At 27.8% G+C, this 17,306-nt stretch carries 22 protein-coding genes, 1 tRNA gene and 1 pseudogene; 15 read left to right on the forward strand and 9 right to left on the reverse strand.

What is annotated here, in order from left to right; translation table 11 throughout:
- The first annotated feature begins 15 nt into the window (after positions 1-15).
- Genes B5D14_RS05360 through B5D14_RS05370 form a run of 3 tightly spaced genes read left to right on the forward strand, consistent with a single transcriptional unit; the run spans position 16 to position 1,492 of the window.
- A complete protein-coding gene (locus B5D14_RS05360) occupies positions 16-846 on the forward strand; it encodes a hypothetical protein (RefSeq protein WP_078711558.1) in 831 nt (276 codons plus the stop codon).
- A gap of 14 nt (positions 847-860) precedes the next feature.
- The gene (locus B5D14_RS05365) at positions 861-1,208 is read left to right on the forward strand and encodes a hypothetical protein (protein ID WP_078711559.1); all 348 of its coding nucleotides are present in this window, start codon (positions 861-863) and stop codon (positions 1,206-1,208) included.
- A gap of 2 nt (positions 1,209-1,210) precedes the next feature.
- A complete protein-coding gene (locus tag B5D14_RS05370; protein ID WP_078711560.1) occupies positions 1,211-1,492 on the forward strand; it encodes a hypothetical protein in 282 nt (93 codons plus the stop codon).
- 314 nt (positions 1,493-1,806) lie between these two features.
- On the opposite strand, the gene B5D14_RS05375 is transcribed toward B5D14_RS05370, so the two are convergent.
- Positions 1,807-2,010: a hypothetical protein gene (locus tag B5D14_RS05375; protein WP_078711561.1), complete on the reverse strand. Its 204-nt coding sequence runs from the start codon at positions 2,008-2,010 to the stop codon at positions 1,807-1,809.
- 187 nt (positions 2,011-2,197) lie between these two features.
- Positions 2,198-2,323 carry a hypothetical protein gene (locus B5D14_RS12355; RefSeq protein ID WP_280940283.1) on the reverse strand — a complete coding sequence of 42 codons (126 nt, stop codon included), beginning with the start codon at positions 2,321-2,323 and terminating at the stop codon, positions 2,198-2,200.
- Between the two features lie 115 nt (positions 2,324-2,438).
- On the opposite strand from B5D14_RS12355, the gene B5D14_RS05380 reads away from it, so the two are divergent.
- The 3 genes from B5D14_RS05380 to B5D14_RS12135 all read left to right on the forward strand — a co-directional run bounded on the left by B5D14_RS05380 (position 2,439) and on the right by B5D14_RS12135 (position 4,110).
- Complete coding sequence (locus B5D14_RS05380; protein WP_078711562.1) at positions 2,439-2,906, forward strand: hypothetical protein; 468 nt, start codon at positions 2,439-2,441, stop codon at positions 2,904-2,906.
- A 401-nt stretch (positions 2,907-3,307) separates the two neighbouring features.
- Entirely contained in the window at positions 3,308-3,958 is a 651-nt protein-coding gene (locus B5D14_RS05385) for a hypothetical protein (protein WP_078711563.1), read from the forward strand.
- Between the two features lie 60 nt (positions 3,959-4,018).
- Positions 4,019-4,110, forward strand: a tRNA-OTHER gene (locus B5D14_RS12135).
- A gap of 198 nt (positions 4,111-4,308) precedes the next feature.
- Here B5D14_RS12135 and B5D14_RS05390 read toward each other — a convergent pair.
- From B5D14_RS05390 to B5D14_RS05400, 3 genes and pseudogenes are all read right to left on the reverse strand, one after another.
- Positions 4,309-4,827, reverse strand: a pseudogene (locus B5D14_RS05390) (IS3 family transposase); the annotation flags it as partial.
- Between the two features lie 16 nt (positions 4,828-4,843).
- Positions 4,844-5,116, reverse strand: coding sequence for an IS3 family transposase (locus B5D14_RS05395; RefSeq protein WP_078711565.1), 273 nt, complete (start codon positions 5,114-5,116; stop codon positions 4,844-4,846).
- A 129-nt stretch (positions 5,117-5,245) separates the two neighbouring features.
- Entirely contained in the window at positions 5,246-5,443 is a 198-nt protein-coding gene (locus B5D14_RS05400) for a helix-turn-helix domain-containing protein (protein WP_078711566.1), read from the reverse strand.
- A 208-nt stretch (positions 5,444-5,651) separates the two neighbouring features.
- Between B5D14_RS05400 and B5D14_RS05405 the strand changes: the two genes are divergently transcribed.
- The 6 genes from B5D14_RS05405 (at position 5,652) to B5D14_RS05430 (ending at position 9,993) form a co-directional block, all read left to right on the forward strand.
- The gene (locus tag B5D14_RS05405) at positions 5,652-6,863 is read left to right on the forward strand and encodes a Shedu anti-phage system protein SduA domain-containing protein (protein WP_159443733.1); all 1,212 of its coding nucleotides are present in this window, start codon (positions 5,652-5,654) and stop codon (positions 6,861-6,863) included.
- A 344-nt stretch (positions 6,864-7,207) separates the two neighbouring features.
- Positions 7,208-8,323: a hypothetical protein gene (locus tag B5D14_RS05410; protein WP_078711568.1), complete on the forward strand. Its 1,116-nt coding sequence runs from the start codon at positions 7,208-7,210 to the stop codon at positions 8,321-8,323.
- A gap of 4 nt (positions 8,324-8,327) precedes the next feature.
- On the forward strand, positions 8,328-8,636 hold the full coding sequence (locus B5D14_RS05415; protein WP_078711569.1) for a hypothetical protein: 309 nt from the start codon (positions 8,328-8,330) through the stop codon (positions 8,634-8,636).
- A 5-nt stretch (positions 8,637-8,641) separates the two neighbouring features.
- Entirely contained in the window at positions 8,642-9,073 is a 432-nt protein-coding gene (locus B5D14_RS05420; RefSeq protein ID WP_078711570.1) for a hypothetical protein, read from the forward strand.
- A gap of 408 nt (positions 9,074-9,481) precedes the next feature.
- The gene (locus B5D14_RS05425) at positions 9,482-9,733 is read left to right on the forward strand and encodes a type II toxin-antitoxin system Phd/YefM family antitoxin (protein WP_078711571.1); all 252 of its coding nucleotides are present in this window, start codon (positions 9,482-9,484) and stop codon (positions 9,731-9,733) included.
- The gene (locus B5D14_RS05430; RefSeq protein ID WP_078711572.1) at positions 9,733-9,993 is read left to right on the forward strand and encodes a Txe/YoeB family addiction module toxin; all 261 of its coding nucleotides are present in this window, start codon (positions 9,733-9,735) and stop codon (positions 9,991-9,993) included. Before B5D14_RS05425 ends, B5D14_RS05430 begins: the two co-directional genes overlap by 1 nt.
- 451 nt (positions 9,994-10,444) lie before the next feature.
- Here the strand turns inward: B5D14_RS05430 and B5D14_RS05435 are convergent, their stop codons facing one another.
- Entirely contained in the window at positions 10,445-10,852 is a 408-nt protein-coding gene (locus B5D14_RS05435; protein ID WP_078711573.1) for a DUF6548 family protein, read from the reverse strand.
- 187 nt (positions 10,853-11,039) lie between these two features.
- On the opposite strand from B5D14_RS05435, the gene B5D14_RS05440 reads away from it, so the two are divergent.
- The 3 genes from B5D14_RS05440 to B5D14_RS05450 all read left to right on the forward strand — a co-directional run bounded on the left by B5D14_RS05440 (position 11,040) and on the right by B5D14_RS05450 (position 14,663).
- A complete protein-coding gene (locus B5D14_RS05440) occupies positions 11,040-11,864 on the forward strand; it encodes a putative ABC transporter permease (protein ID WP_078711574.1) in 825 nt (274 codons plus the stop codon).
- Between the two features lie 59 nt (positions 11,865-11,923).
- The gene (locus tag B5D14_RS05445; RefSeq protein ID WP_078711575.1) at positions 11,924-12,955 is read left to right on the forward strand and encodes a 3-deoxy-7-phosphoheptulonate synthase; all 1,032 of its coding nucleotides are present in this window, start codon (positions 11,924-11,926) and stop codon (positions 12,953-12,955) included.
- Between the two features lie 334 nt (positions 12,956-13,289).
- Positions 13,290-14,663 carry an SIR2 family protein gene (locus B5D14_RS05450; RefSeq protein WP_078711576.1) on the forward strand — a complete coding sequence of 458 codons (1,374 nt, stop codon included), beginning with the start codon at positions 13,290-13,292 and terminating at the stop codon, positions 14,661-14,663.
- Here the strand turns inward: B5D14_RS05450 and B5D14_RS05455 are convergent.
- The 3 genes from B5D14_RS05455 to B5D14_RS05465 all read right to left on the reverse strand — a co-directional run bounded on the left by B5D14_RS05455 (position 14,630) and on the right by B5D14_RS05465 (position 17,235).
- Positions 14,630-15,427 (reverse strand): toll/interleukin-1 receptor domain-containing protein, encoded by a 798-nt coding sequence (locus B5D14_RS05455; protein ID WP_078711577.1) that lies wholly within the window; start codon positions 15,425-15,427, stop codon positions 14,630-14,632. The genes B5D14_RS05450 and B5D14_RS05455 overlap by 34 nt on opposite strands.
- A 55-nt stretch (positions 15,428-15,482) precedes the next feature.
- Positions 15,483-16,400, reverse strand: coding sequence for a tyrosine-type recombinase/integrase (locus tag B5D14_RS05460; protein WP_078711578.1), 918 nt, complete (start codon positions 16,398-16,400; stop codon positions 15,483-15,485).
- Between the two features lie 265 nt (positions 16,401-16,665).
- Positions 16,666-17,235: a hypothetical protein gene (locus B5D14_RS05465; protein ID WP_078711579.1), complete on the reverse strand. Its 570-nt coding sequence runs from the start codon at positions 17,233-17,235 to the stop codon at positions 16,666-16,668.
- Positions 17,236-17,306: the final 71 nt, after the last annotated feature.

Raw genomic sequence — 17,306 nt, forward strand, 5'->3', positions numbered from 1 at the left:
GAAAGGAATTATAAAATGGGACAACTATATAACAAGGATAGATGGAATGAGTTTGATTCTATCTATCCTTTATTTAATAAAGGGAATGGACATAGAATCACTTATACAGTGAATGCAGCATTTTATAGATTTATGACTTCCCTTGGTATTAAGTCGTATGACACTGTAGGTGGTAAACCATTAAAGCATGATGGTGATGATTTTATTGCGATTACAAGTAATAACACTAAATTAGCATTAAACACTTATCAGGTACTCATGGTGTTTGATAGTATGAAGTGCGTTGAAGTTACAAGAAACGCAACGAATACGGTCGTATTTGAAGGTAAAGATGAGCAAGGTAATATTCATCAATTACGGTTAGCACATGGCAAGAATATTATTGCAGAAAAAGACCAGGTATATAAACGTGGGGACATGCTAGTAACAGTTAGTGATACTGGGGTAGTAGGTCGTGATGCAAATGGTAATTGGTTCGATAATTCACATCTGCATGTTACATATAAGGTAAATGGAAAGATTAAATCACTAGGAGCATTACTAAGTGAAATTGAACCATTTCCATATGTTACAGCTGAAGGTGGTAAACAAGAACCAGTGAAATGGATTAAACCATTTCCAAGTATAAAAATAGATCGTGTTACAACGGATAAAGGATATCCAGTTAGAACACAACCGATGAATAAAGAAACTGTGTATTGGGCACAAAAAGGCGATTATTTAAGTGTTTTAGAATTGAGCGATAAAACACTAGGTGATGGTTACAAATGGGCTAAGGTGGTAACCTATGGCAACGACACAGGATATATACAAATTGATTTAGATTACATGCACGTAGAAGTGTAGAAAGAGGATATGATATGAATACATATTTAAGCAATATGATTTTAATAGTAATTACAATAGCGGTTTTAGCAGGAGTCCATATTTTAGGATCAATTTATTACAACTTGGATAAAGAAGTTGAAAAGTTTGAACCCAAGAAGCTTTTTAAAGGGCTTGTAAAGGTTTTGATTGTAGTAGCAATAATTAGTGGTATAACATACGTTTGGCTTGTCTACACACATTTAGGGCTTGTAAACAATGAAATAATTGATCCGTATATTATTTGTTACATCACATCGTTATATTATTTTATTAAAGCCACTGCTGTATTGATAAAGATTTTTGGTGTTGAAGAATACTTAAATAAAAAATTGAGTAAGTAACTATGGAACAAAACACATCAATAACACTAGGACTATTATTCGCTATTATTGGATGTTTCGTTGGATTAGCTGGATGGATATCAAATCGTGATAAAAAGATTGCGAATGATAGTGAGTTCAAAGGTGCAGTTAATGCGAAATTAGATGTAGTTCTAGGTATCAAGGTGGAAGTAAAAAAAATTGAAGATGATCTCAAAGAAATAACTAAAAAAATTGTTGTGGTTGAAGAATCTACAAAATCAGCACACAAAAGAATAGATGAACATATAACATCACATGATTGAAAATGCCTACTCTCTTTATTGAGGGTAGGCATTTTTATGTTATTGGAAGCATTTTGAAAAATGTAAAAATAGATAGAACTACCCAAAGGATACACAGTAAGACTAAGTAAATCACAAAGTATAAAAGACTATTTACATAAGAATCATCAATACCTATCTTTCCAACAATCAAAAATGAAACCTTACATAATACGAGCGTTACAATCAAACTTTCTATCCAATCGTTAAGTAAAATTGATTCGTGAATCGAAAAATTATTGAATATCATATAAGTAAATAAGTAACGTATCAAATAGCTTGTCTTTTTAATTGTTCTATACATCATTATTCTTTTGTTTAGCTTTTTCAATTGTTTCAATCATAGCTGTTCTAATTACATCTGCTTGTGTAGTCACTAGTATATTACATGCCTTCTTGAATTCGTTTACGAATTCAATGTTGAACTGTGAACCAACCATCCTCATATTCTTTTTTTTCCATTCAGCTTTGTATTTTTCTTTGTCAAACTTATTTTCCATTTCTATAACCGATAAATATGTTGTAAGAGCTTAGTAAAATGCACGCTAGTGCCAAAAAGAATATTAGATTAATCTTTGTTGAAACCATAATAATTAAATTGATGGCAATAATGATAAGACTGACAACTTTAATATTTTGCATATTTTTGCTCCTTTCTGTATAATAATATTGAAGAGAAGGGAAGAATTACTTCTTCCTCTTCTTCTTGGGGGTTCTGACTGTCTTATAAGCGATTACCGAAGCCGCCAAGCTAATCACGGTAGTTGTTAGTTCAATCAGAGCCTTTACTATTTCTAACTCTTTCTCATTCATGACTTACCTCCTTTACATATATATTATAACATAGTATATATACTATGTAAATAGTTTTTTATTTATTTTTGTCAATAAATGATAGAATAGTTATGTTGAATTAGGGAGGTAGTTTATGTACGTATTTCTTTATTGCCTTAGTGTTTCGCTACAAATAACAGGTGCATTACTTGTTGCTGATATTTCATTTAATTCGTTAAAGAGAGAGAATGTGTTAAAGAAGTTTCTGAAAACCAATATTGTTACTTTTGATTCTTTCAAAAACAAACTTATTTATGATCGCGAGGCATTTAAAGAGTTTGTTATGAATAAGGCATTGCTATTTATTTCATTAATATTCATTATCTCTGGTTTTATGTTAGGAATATTTTATCTTAATGATGGTTTGTATCTATTCGTAAAAACGATTTTAGTTATCCTCATCACAGTATTTTTAATTTTTATCGCTAAGATGATAGTGGGATTAATTTTATCGAAAACTAAAATTTGTAAAGAATTGACAATAGAAGAATTGGATAGATATAATTTACCAGTACACGGAAGAACTATTTCAATAGAAGAAATTGAAGAAATATTCAAATAAAATTTCATCAATAATATTGGTGAGTAAAGTTACTAATTCCAATATCAAAATCGATGAAAGAGAAGATTAATAATGATGAGATTTTACTGACTAATTACTGACTAAAATAAATAAATATGCAAAAATGCACATTTAAATATAGAAATATTAATGCATGTTTAAACACTTTTTAACACATAAAAAAACAAAAAATGGTGTCTGCCAACTGACACCATTTTGGCACCATAAAAATATAAAGTATAAAATTATAGGTTTAACTATAACGAAAAACTAATGATTTTTACTAACTATATTGAAGTAAAGTTGATACATTTTGTACCCCCAATATAAAATATAATATTGATAAAATCTCTAAAAATGTACTTAGAGCGAAAAATTTAAATATTAGGAAAGGTAAAATTATGAAGTTTATTGATATTTTTGACAGTTACTCCATTGAAGAGTATAAAAAAGATTATAAGATGATTGAAATAGCAATTTCTAATATTTCGAATTCTGTTGCATATTTAATTATTCAATTAGAATATAGTGAAACGCAGGAGTATAAAAAATTATCTAATGATGTTCGTTTTGCTGAAAAACTGATTTATGATGATATGCTTAAATCAGCTGTTTTGAAATTTTATCGATATTATTTTGAATTAAATGGTAGCGATGTAATGACCTTGGCTAAATTTAAAAATAAAATACTAAAGGAAATAAAGAGTCAGTATAAAGAAAAACTACGAATATCAATTTCTAAGACAATGTGGAGAAATAAAAATAACAAAATAAAATTTGATAGATTAATAGAAGCACTAGAAAAATATAGAAATAAATATCTCGCTCATAATATTCCTGAAGGAGTTATTGATGAAGAGATAAAAGTAGAAGATCTAGTATTAATTCATAAAGCGGCATTAGAACTATTTTCGTTATTAAAATTTGATGATTGCTCCGGAGAAATATATATAGAGGAACTGAAGCAATTTGAATACAACAACGATGTTAACCGTGAGTATCTAAATTTGATAGATTATTTTCGAGAAAGAATTAAGCATTTGATGTCTTAATTTAAGTAACACTTTTTAAAATGTTTATTGATATATATATAGGGTATTATTAGGGTACATATACGAAAAAGTGGCTATTTATAATATGAATTTCACTATTTTTCGGACTGAAAATCCATGTGTCGCCGGTTCAATCCCGGCTGGGACCACCATTTGGAAATGTAGTCTATTTTTGGTTAATTCTTATGGAATTGATTAAAAATAGGCTTTTTCTATACTTAAAAAAGCCTATTCTAATAGGTTATTTGCAAATTTTGGAATAAATTGTTTATTCTAACAAAATTGTATCAAAACACTAAAAACTTGAATAAAAAAATGAATTTCACATCTAAAATGACCACCGATTCCAATTATTTATCATTTCTTTCATAATATAAATCCTCCCATTGCTTCGGCGTTTTATAACGTAAGGTACTATGTTTTCTTTTTGAATTATAGAATTCAATGAAAAGTTGGATGTGATTTGTGAAGTCTTTTACAGAACGATAAGATTTTCTGTAATATTCTTCTCTTTTCAATGTTGCAAAGAATGATTCAGCAACAGAATTATTAAATGGATTATATGGTTTAGAGAATGATTGTCGTACATTAGATTTTTTTAGCAATAACTTAAATCGATTTGAAGTGTATTGTGTTCCACGATCTGAATGAAATATTAGAGCAACCTTTGGCTTTCTAGTTTTGCAAGCTTTTCGAAAAGTTGTAGTGATTAGTCGTGTAGAATGTACTGTAGAAATATGATAAGCAATTACTTTTCTTGAATATAAACCAATAATTGCACATAGATAGTAAAATAAATCTTTAAATTTCAAGTATGTAACATCACTTACCCAAACTTCATTTGGATGGTTTACTGTAAAATGTATTTGTACTAAATCAGTTTTTTTATTCCTGTAGAATCTTTAAATATTCCTTTTTGCTACCTCCTCTATTGCTAAATAGCCCTAATTCCTTCATAAGTAGACTAATTGTTTGAGGTACTACTTTATAACCTAATTTTTTAAGTTCTTCACGTATACGATATGCACCATAAGTTTGTTTGGATTCAGTGAACAGTTCGAGTATTTGCTCTTTTAATTGATCATTCCTTTGTTTTTTCTTCATGAATTGTTGGATATTTGAAGATAAATATGCATTAAAGGTACTCCTATTTACCATTAGTGCCTCACACAAAACTCTTGTACTGTAATAGCCTTTCAGTTTTTCAAGTTCTCATAGCTTGTCAGCCAATGGGGATTGAATTGAACAATCAACTTTTTGCAGTACTTCTATGATTTGTTCAAGCTTTTATGAATGAAATCTTAGTTTTTGATATTCTGCAACATTTACTCTTTCACCAGTAGTAATGGTTTCTTTATATTTAAAAATCCATAAATATAAAGAACTTTTAGGAATTTTATACTTTTTACAGATATCCTTTACCGATTTGCCTCGTTGATAATAAGATACATACTTTTTTTGAAGTTTCAAACTGATTTTTTTCATTTATTGAATTCTCCTTCAGCGCTCAAAACGCAGGAGTATACTATATTAAACTATAAACAATACAAACAAACAATTAATTATAGAGTTTATATGTTAAAAATAAGTTTAGTGATATAATAAAAAAAATAAAGTACTTAATGACTTTTTATTACTATTATGAAAATGAGTAGATTAATTCAGTAAATTTATAGACAAGGAGGGAATGAAAATGCAAAATGATAAGGAAGTTTTTTATGAAATTGAATCAATGAATAAAGAGATAATTGTTATTTTTAAAGATGGAATAATAGTTGAAGATGAGGAAGCGTTTAGAAAATCACATTATTTCAAGAATGAAGAGAACACTAGTATTACAACGATTTTTAAAGATGAGTTACTGGAACTTTTTGAAGTTGATAATATTAAAGAACTTAAGCAAAAAATCGATAATAAAATACGATTATTGTTTAAGGTGGGGTTTGGTGAGATGTGCTATGATAAACAAACCAATACTGTAGTTGTTTATACAGAAAGTTTTAAAAAAGATGTTGTGGATCCTGCGAATAATACTAGAAAATTAAAGAGAACTATAGAAAAATTATCAAAAGAAGAGAAGGTAACTTCTTCAGAATTTTTGAATGTTATCAAGGCTGTTTCGAAAGGGATTGATGATATTGTATTAACTGAAAAGGATAAAATGCAGATTTCTAAAATTATTCCTAAAATGATAAAGGAAGGGAATATTAAAATTTCCTTAAAAGATGTTACAGATATAAATAAAGACAGATTAAAGGATATTGTACAACTGGGTAGAGATTTATTAGAAAAAAAGAATGGTATAGAAAAGAAGCTTGGTATAGAAAGAAAGCATATTGGTAATGAATACGCATGGCAAAAATATTTCGAACTATATGCTTCTTATTTGCTGTTTGGATCAATAGAACAAAAAATTCCAGAAAGTTTAATTAATGTTGATTCGAAAATAAGAACAAGTGATAGTAAATTAGATATTCTTACAATAAATAGATATGGATTTCTTGATATTGTTGAGTTGAAAAAATCTGAAGAATACTTATTTAAACTCGATTCTTCACATGATAATTTTGTTCCAACTTCGAATTTAAGTACTGCAATAGCTCAAGTTAATAATTATCTTATGCTTTTGCCTCATTCAGAGACAAATAATGAGTTAATTAATGGAGCTGAATCAGCTACAGGAATGTTAGTAATTGGTTCAAACAAGTATTTGATGAAAAAAGAAAGTATTTTGAGTTATCAGCAGAAAACAGGCATGTCAGCTAATGAAATTGATATAAAACTTAGAAAAGCTTTAAGAGATTTAAATTACTCTTACGCTCATATTCAGATAGTTTTGTATGATGAATTGTTAGATAATCTTGAAAATTTTATTAATCAAATGAGTATAGAAATTAGAACGTAAAATTATGTTTAATGTTGCTAATATTGATTCAGAAAGGTAGCAGATTTATTATAGTGTTTCTAGCAAATGAAATAATTATCTAAGCGACTAAATTATCGATATGACTTGTTCTTAAGAATATAGGTAATTGTAATGACAATATTTTTTGCCTTGTGTATAAATTTTCAAGAGAAGAAATAAATCATGTACGTGAATTGATTAATTTTAGTAATATCATTAAATGGTTAGAAATGCTAGGGAATCCATAATTATATGATTTATTTAGTATAGAAAAGATAGTATTTAAATGGAGTATTTTTATTTTGGCTAGTACTTAATGTAGACCACTATTAGGAGGAGGTACTATGGGATTACGATTAGATTTATTTTTTAAGAACGTTGTACCAAAAGCAATTGGTGGGAAAAATGGTAGATATGAGTATGAAATTAAATCAGATACTTTCACATTCAATGAGGTGCATGATTTGCAACGAATTATATTATTTTTGATTTCTAATAATAGAGTTAGATTTTTTGAATTTAAGTTACTAGCAAAATCGTTTGTTGATGTTTCAACTATAATTTTATTTCAATTGTCTTTATTTTATTTACAATTAAAAAAGCCAAAGACTAAGATTTCTATAAAATTTCCAAATTTAACCAATAGTATAGTTAATGAAAATTTTACAAGGACTCATTTTTATTTAAGCAGTAAGGGGGACTTTTCTGATTTCTTGTCGATTAAACTGGATAACAAATATGAATATTTTATGAAAATTCAATCTGCTCATGGAAGTAATTACAATATTTCAGAGTTGGGAACTGAGTTAAGTTATTTCTTAAAGAGTATTAATGAAGAAGACGAAGATTTTGCTGATCGTGTAGTAGAAATTGTTGAGGAACTTGTTGGGAATGCTTGTGAACATTCAAGAGAAGATGTTTTGGTATATGTTAAGAGAAGTCTGGCAATTAATGAAAATGAAAATGATGTTAATTTATATTCAATTAATCTTTTGTGTTTCTCGGAAGAAAAAATTTTTAGTAAAATAAAGAAGCAATTTTATGCTATTCCCCCAGAATGTGATGAAAGAATTATAGAAGCTTATAATTTTCATTGTAAAAAATTTAATGATGTATATGATGAAAATCATTTTTTTATGCTGAGTGCATTGCAACCAGGAGTGACAACGCGAAAAAATAAAATATCAGGAGGAATAGGCTTAACTAATTTTGTTGATAAAATAAATAATCATTTAGACACAGTTAAAGGAGCATGCTATCTTGTTTGTGGAGATGAAGCTATTTTCTTTAAGGATTCAAAACTTGGTATAAGAAAAGAAATTTGTAAAGTAGAGGAAATTGGCTTAAATGAAAGCTGTAAATACATTTTTGATAAACCAGACGATAGTGTTGTAAGTGTTTCTCCATTGTATTTTAATGGTGTTATGTATAATATAGTGTTAGTAAAGGAGAGTGTATAACTGTATGGAAACTAATGAAATTTACATTGAATTTGAAACAAAGTCTTTAACTCGTATTTCTGGTAATCCTTTGGGTAGAGAAATATATGATAGACAAATTAAGGGAAAATTTGATATAAATAAGTTAAACATTGTGATATTTCCAGATTATATAGAGGGGGTTTCTATATCTTTTGTTCAAGGACTTTTGAGTGGAATTCTTGAGAATATAAATCTTGATGAACTTAATAGTAAATTTAAGTTTGTTTGTAAGAATACAAGGGTGCAGAACAAAATTATGGATTCAATCTTTGCGACATATGTAAGGAAATGAAATGTATGAACGAAGCAAAGATTGCTATTTACTTGTCAATTTTAGCACTTATTGTCAGTATTATTGATATTATGTTAAGAGTTTATTATGAAAAAAAATGGAAGAATAGAGAAGTGCTAGATAAACTTTTATTTGAATTGACAATTGAGAAACTTCCAAATCTACAGTATAACTTGATGACTTTAAAAACTGAAGACAGTATAAACGATTATTTACTAGTTTTAGATACTATTTTGAGCAAACTATCAGTTGTTAGACTTTTTGACCTAGTTACATACTCTGATTTATTTGATACGATTTCTAAAATTGAAGAAAATCTAGAATCTTTCCAAAATTCACCTAACGATATCGAAAAGACAATTTTTATAGAATGCTTTAGCAAGAACTCAAAAAAATTAATTTTAGATATCATTAATTTGAAAATGAATATTTATTAATGGTAACTATTATTATATTTATTTTCTTTCTTGAATAAAGCTGAATTATTTCCGAATCATGATTTCAGTTGCGGTTGGAACACTCATTTAGAAATATAGCATTCAACTTCGGTTGGATGCTTTTTCTTTATATTTGATTGTTAATATGACTGAGAACTGAATTAATCATGTATTTAAAGCATGACTGGAAAAATGTAAAAACTAGTCATATCTTAAATATTTGAGTGAAACATCAATGAGTCTCACTACACTAAATGAAAATATTATGAATCCCGTAGATAAATTTGATTCTAACAAAGTTAATTTTAATGAATTCTCTAGCAAAATCATAAAATATTACTATAAGTTTCTAAGGATTGGCGTACATATAAACGTACGTTATAATTTATATAAGAAAGAGGTGTTTTTATGGCTACTGTAAATGCAACGAATTTAAGGAAAAATTTATATGAAACACTTGATACTACAATTAAGTATAATGAAACAATAACTGTTAATACAAAAAATGGTAATGCAATTATTATAAGTGAAGATGAATATAATAGTTTAGTGGAAACTGTATATTTAACTTCTTTACCAAATTACGTAAAAGAAATAAAGAAAGCTGATAAAGAACCAATCAATAAGTGCAAGAAGTATATTAAAGGAGAAGAGTGGTAATGTATGAACTCTATTTTACCAGACGAGCTGAGAAAGATAAGAAACTTTTAAAAGATGCAAGTTTGGACAAGAAGACAAGGGCTTTACTTGATTTAATAGCAATCAATCCATATGAAAATCCTCCTAGGTATGAAAAGTTGGCGGGTGATCTTAAGGGCTACTATTCAAGAAGAATAAACGCACAACATAGATTAGATTATAAAGTCGATGATGAGCAAAGAGTTATTAAAATATTATCAATGTGGAGCCATTATGAGTGAAGTAATTCTCAAGAGTGATTCATGGTAAACTTTGAGTATGAAATAAATTAAATAATTGAAAATTCTAGTAACATTGGATGGAGATTTTCACATGGAATATTTGAGATGCAATTTAATATTTCTTGGAAACATGAAGATGAATGAGTACATTAAGTTTTTTCATAAGGAATTTTTCTTACTTTGATAGTGCAGTTGCGACTGGAATACTCATTTGGAAATGTAGCATTCAACTTCGGTTGGATGCTTTTTCTCTATAATTGATTATTAATATGACTGAAAAACTGAAAAAATCAGTCATGTAAACAATACGTGACTGAGAAATATTGATTTACACAAAGTACATTATTAATATATTGTGATTTCTAACGGCTTTAATGATGTAAATTGATAAGTGATATTTTGAAAATAATAAAAGTGTTATATGTAATGTTAAAATGATTACTTAAATTAATTATTTATGAAATATTGAAAAGAATTTTTGGAAAAATGATTTAGAATCTTTTTTCTTTATAATTGTGGTTTGTACAGGTTTGATTGGAGTTTTTACTTTGCGTTTAGTCTTATAATACAATGCTAGTGGATCTTGGTGGTTAAGGATTCTTTTGTGGAACCTAATAATCCATTGTATATCAGCTTCAGTACATAAATCTTCTTCATATACATTATCTTCATGAGCGAGTTGATTGCGAACCCAACGATAGTGTTTAAGAGCTTTATAATCATCAGACCAGTTTTGAATAAAGTATGCTGCAGAACTTTTATCTTCCATTATTGAGATATAGGTACTGATACCTCGATCTGTGTTTAATAAATCTTTGCAAAGATTATCAAGTTTTTTGTAAACGGTTAAAAATTCCATGGTTTAACTTTCCTTTCGAACATTGTAAAGATAATTATCTCAATTTCATTATATAGAAAATTGTTAATTTTGACACTATTTTAGAATAGTTAGATAGTCAATAATGGTGATTGCAAAAAGTAAATTACTATTATAGATCATACCTCAAGTATATAATAATTATAAATGATGTAGAGGAGGGAATATTTTGGATCTATTCATAGTTAATCATATTTGGTATTTTTTTATTTATGCATTTTTAGGCTGGTGTGCCGAAGTTATGTTTCATACGATAATTACTGGAAAATGGGTCAATCGTGGCTTTTTAAATGGACCACTATGTCCTATTTACGGATTTGGTATGATGCTTATTCTTCTTGCTTTAGATCCTCTAAAAAATAATATTGTTCTATTGTTTGTAGGAGCTGTTTTGTTAACTAGTGGATTGGAATTTTTAACGGGTTGGGTACTTAAAAATCTTTTTCACTTAACTTGGTGGGATTATTCAAAACGACCTTTCAATTTAGGAGGATATATTTGTCTTGAATTTAGTTTAATGTGGGGTGTTGGAGGAGTAATTATTGTTAAACTGATCCAACCACTTGTTCAACAATTTGTGCAAAGTATACCTTATGTGGTATCACTTATCTTTCTTGCAATATTCATAATCATTCTATTGTTAGATTTCATGGCTACAGTAGCTACTTTAATTGGATTAGAGAAAGATGTACGCGAACTTGAAAAAGTAGGCTTAGGAATACGCAATTTGAGTGATTCATTAAGCCATGAACTAAGTGATGTTGCTAGAATTACAGATAGCAAAGTCGAAAGTACACGACAAGAACTACAAGATAAATTAGAATCATTAGAGAAACAAAGTGTATTATTGAAAAAACATTTGTTTGAAAAACGTTTCTTGGGAAGTCATCGTTTGTTTAATTCATTACCAAAACTATATTTTACTAAGCATCATGAGATTATAATGCAATTAAAAGAAGAATTTAATAAAATTCTGCATGATAGTAATAAATAATGAAGTTAATGTATTATAATGATTAAGTGATTTAGTAACATATTGAAAGGACTGTAAATATGGGATATAAAAATATACATAAGATTATGGAAGCAAAGGATGTAATTGAGAGCTTGCCATTACCAGAGTCATTAAAGAGAATTAAAGAAAAACGTGATGAAGATATAAAAAATGTTTTTAATGGAACAAGTGATAAGTTTTTAGTGATTATTGGGCCTTGTTCAGCAGATAATGAAGATGCAGTTTGTGAATATGTTTCAAGACTTGGAAAGATACAAGAAAAAGTTAAAGATAAACTGATTATTATTCCACGTATTTATACAAATAAACCAAGAACCACAGGAGAAGGATACAAGGGAATGTTACATCAACCTGATCCAGATAAAGAACCAAATATCTCTGATGGAATACTTGCGATTAGAAAAATGCATATACGAGCTATAGAAGTTTCAGGACTTACTGCAGCCGATGAGATGTTGTACCCTGATAATCTTGCATATATGGAAGATTTATTGAGTTATCATGCTGTGGGTGCAAGAAGTGTTGAAAATCAACAACATCGTTTAACATCAAGTTGCCTTGATTTACCAGTTGGAATGAAAAATCCAACAAGTGGTGATTTATCAGTTATGTTTAATGCGATAAAAGCAGCACAATCTGGTCATAATTTTATTTATCGCTCAAATGAAGTAGAAACTACAGGTAACCCATATGCACATGCAATACTAAGGGGTTATGTAAACCGACATGGAGAAAACATGCCTAACTATCATTATGAAGATTTAGAGGATGTATTGGACTTCTATGAAAGACGTGGTTTACAAAACCCTGCGCTTATTGTTGATACTAATCATTCAAACTCAAGAAAACGTTATTATGAACAGACACGTATCGCAAAAGAAATACTGTACAGTAGAAAATATAATGCAAAGTTAAAAAAACTTATTAAAGGCTTACTTATTGAAAGTTATTTATTAGAAGGAAGTCAAGAAATATCTGACCATATGGAGTATGGTAAATCTATTACAGATCCTTGCTTAGGTTGGGAAGAGACAGAAGAATTGATTTACTATATTGCCGAAAATGTGTAATCAAACAAAATATAAATATCGTTTTAATTGAAGAACTCGTAAGAGTTCTTTTCTAATTAATATTTTAATAATTTCAAACTATATATATGATTCATTTGATAAAACTAAATTAACTTTTAATAGAAGGTTAGAAATACAATTTCTAGACAATACATAAGTGTAATTATTTTCACTTGCAATTAAGTATTATTTAGATTTTACTAAACATGATTATATATATGTTTAATGATTGTAAATTGAACATCTTCTATCAATTTTATATGATAAAATATGAATAATAAAGGATAATATATGATTATCAATTAAAATTATTAGAAGATGGAGAGTTATTACTATGGCTATTGAGAAAAAGAAGTTTATTGATGTATTCGTGCGTCAAGCTCTTGAAAATCGGATTTCACTCTTTTTAGGTTCAGGAGCTTCCGCGGATGCTGGATATCCTACATGGAAATATTTATTTGAGCCAATGGCAAGAGAATTAGGAATAAAAATAGAAAAAAACACTGATTACTATAAGCTAGCTCAATATTATGCAAATCAATTTGGCAAAGCTGAACTTAAGTCAAGGATACAAAATGCTATCAATTCTAATAATTTTAAAAGTGAATTACTAAATGAATTGCTTGATATTGATTTTTCAAATATTTGGACTACTAACTTTGATAATGTAATAGAAGATAACTATAAGGCAAGAAATATATTGATTAATAAAGTTTTTACTGATGCTGATCTTTCAAATATTGATTTAAATAGACTAGTGAATGTTTTCAAAATGAATGGAGATATAAGTAATCCAGAGGGTCTCATAACTACACAAGGAGAATTTGAAAAGTATCATGAGAAGCGTAGACTCATGTTAATGTTTCTTAAACGTGAATTGATATCAAATACATTTCTTTTTGTAGGTTATAGTTTTACAGATCATCTAGTATTAGATTGTTTGAGTGAATTAGCAAATTATTTAAATGACACTTCTACTCATCATTATGCAATAATGAAGGATGATAAAGGTAACGCTCAATTTAAATGTTTTATTAATGATTTAGAGATTCGATATCACGTTCATGTTCTTCTAGTTAAGGAATACTCCGAAATTCCAAAGGTGTTAAGTCAAATCAATGATAAAATTAAAAGTAAAAAAGTATTTATTTCAGGCGCATTCAACTCTGTTGATGTTAATCTTTACAAATATTCTCATGAATTAGCTCAAAAACTTACTAATTCGTTATTTCAAAAAGATTATCGTATAGTTAATGGGATTGGTCGAAGTTTTGGAACACATATAATCGGATATGCAAATGAATATTTAGCAAAACATGGTGTGAAAAATATTCAAAATCATTTGATTATCAAACCCTTTGTTGGAAATAAAGAAACTTCAGATAAAGAAAAAAATCACTCTAGAGCAGAAGTTATTGGTAAATGTGGTGTTGCGATTTTCGTGTTTGGAGATAAAATGAATAGCGAATCAATTAATGTAAGTGGAGTAATGCAAGAATTCGAGATTGCCCGTAAGCTACACAAAGTCATAATTCCTATTGCGTACCCTAATATGATTTCTAATGATATATGGGAATTAATAAAAGATAATATAACTGAGTTCCCATATCTAGAAGGGAAGTTAGATTATCTAACTTCAAAATGTCAAATTGATAAAGTTATTAAAACAATAGTTCAAATTTTAGATTCAGTACAAAAAAGTCTATAATATTCTATTAAAATACATATAGAATTTTCTAGTAACCATATTTCTCTATAATCTATTGGAAGATTAAGTTTTGTTTCAGAGAATAATCTTTGAAATATACTGGATATCAACGAGATTGTAGAATTATTTTCGGATAATTCTACACACAAAGAAAGATAAATCACATATAGTATTGTTATTCTGCTGTTTAAATTATCTGCATCGATTTCAGTATATGTTTTTAATAACTCAAACGTTAAACTTGGAATTAAGTCTTTGTATGAAAATAATATAGAGTCAATACTTTTAGCATTAATTTTTTCTTTTATATCAGTTGTTATTTTACAGGCAATGTGATTACATACTTCATGTGTACCTGATTTTTTATTTACTTCCTTAAATATTAGACTTTTCAACCATTTGAATTGATCAGGAATATTATCAGGATTTAATTCATATAGGATAGGGAAAATTACTATTTCACTTTTTTTATATCTTTTTTCTAGAATAGTTATTTCTTCAACTGCACAATTTGAGAACATTGTAAATTTGCTTAAAATTATAATAGCATATTTACACTTTTCTACACCTTCTTTTATATTTTTTTCTTCTCTATTGTCACCCATCACCATTTCATATCGATCATACCATGTATCTATTCCATAATTTTTGAGATGATAAACGATAGGTTGTGCTATTAAATACCGATCTTTTGCAGCAAAACAAATGAATACTTTATTAATATTGCTTGTAATAAAAATCCCTCCTACACTAACATACTCCATTGATGATAATCATATATTATCCTTTATTGATTATAAGGAGATTTTTATACTTTAATTATATTGAAATTCGATTTCTAGGATGCTTATAAGTCAAGATTTCTCTTTGTTTACTACTTGTTACATGAGTATAGATTTGGGTTGTGATAATTGAACTATGTCCAAGAATTTGTTGGATATAGCGAATATCGACATCTTCTTCTAATAGTAAGGTTGCAAATGTATGTCGAAACATATGAGGAGTAATGTGTTCTGTAATTCCAGTAAGTATTACATATTTATTAATCATAAATCTAATGGATTGTTCAGAAAGTTTATTTCCTAGTTTATTTATAAAAAAATAATCATTTTCATGATTAAAATATTTATAGAATTCTCTATACTTGCTTAATGCAGTAATTACTTTGCTATTTGTTAGTTGTATAATACGTTCCTTTGATCCTTTTCCATACACTTTAACGATTCCTTGAACCAAATCAATATCATTTTTTTTAATAGAGCATAACTCAGATACTCTTAATCCTGTAGCAAATAATAATTCTAAGACTGCAATATCACGATGAATGCAAATAGTTTCATATTCTGATAATGATGAGTTATCTAGCGAGCTATACGCAGTTTTAAAAAGCCTATTAAGTGTTTGAATCGAAATTGTTTTTGGTAAAATAAATGGGATTTGTGATTTTAGTCTTAATTTTGAGAAAGGATTATCAATATATATTTCCTCGTATTCCAGAAAATTGAAAAAACATTTTACTGTTGCAATTTTTCGTTTTGAACTTTTTGCCTTATACTTTCCATGTAAAAAATAAATGTAATTTGAAATAGTAGCCTTTGATATTTGAAAATTACTATCTTGTATAAAAATTCTAAATTGTTTCAAATCAATTTTGTAAGCTTTTAAGGTTTTAAAATTTAAATTTTTTTGATACTTGCAGTATTTTAAAAATAATTCTATGTTTTTGTCTAAGTCCATCTTTATCAATTCTCCTTAATTGTATTTGTGTTATATAATGATAACTCATTCTTACACTTATGAAATATGTTTTGTAAATTCATTTTTGGATACTTGGAATTAATTAATAGAAAAAGTTTCTTTGATTTTCTAAATAATACTTTAAAGAAAACTGAGTAAAATCATTTTCTATATAAAAAAGTTATATGAGTAAATTAAAAAAGAAAAATGAAAGTATTATTCAAATTCCTTTTTTTGTAATTAGAAAATAGTTTTTCTTTATTTTTTAATTTGTATAGAAAATGCAAGGTTTGTCATCTTCGTAGTTTACTAATTCTTCGTAATTGATTTGATGTGGAATAAAGTACATTTTATTTTCAACTAACCTTAAATAACCATCAATTGTTGTATCGTTAAGATCAGGCATGATAAAACAACCTTCACCTTGACAACGCTCTAATTCGTGATTAGTTAATACTTCTCCATAATATGAAAATAAATTCGCTTCGATTTGTTCATATCTTCCATAATAATAATCACCACCTGCACTATCATAAGTAACAGTAAAAAATCCATCATTTGTTAATATTAAACCTAATCCCACTCCAACTGTTTCATCCGCAACTCCATAATATTCACCAGTAGGACACCAAAAGACACTTTTTTCATTGTTTATTAAATCTGGAGGAATTATTGATGTAGCTGAAGGAGTTGGTTTTGGGGATGGGGTTGTTGTAGGGGCAGGTAGTGTAGAAGGTACTGCGGTTTCAATTGGATTAGTATTTATAGGTTCTTTTTTTGTTGTGCAAGAAACTAAAAAGCATGAAATCAAAATTAATCTAAATATTTTACTCATAAACGACCTCTTTTTTATTATATAATAACTCGTTTTTTTTAGAAAGAGTTGACAAGTGTAAACCCAATGTG

The organism is Anaerorhabdus furcosa (genome assembly GCF_900167375.1).
In the GTDB taxonomy this organism is placed as follows: Bacteria; Bacillota_I; Bacilli_A; order Erysipelotrichales; family Erysipelotrichaceae; genus Anaerorhabdus; species Anaerorhabdus furcosa.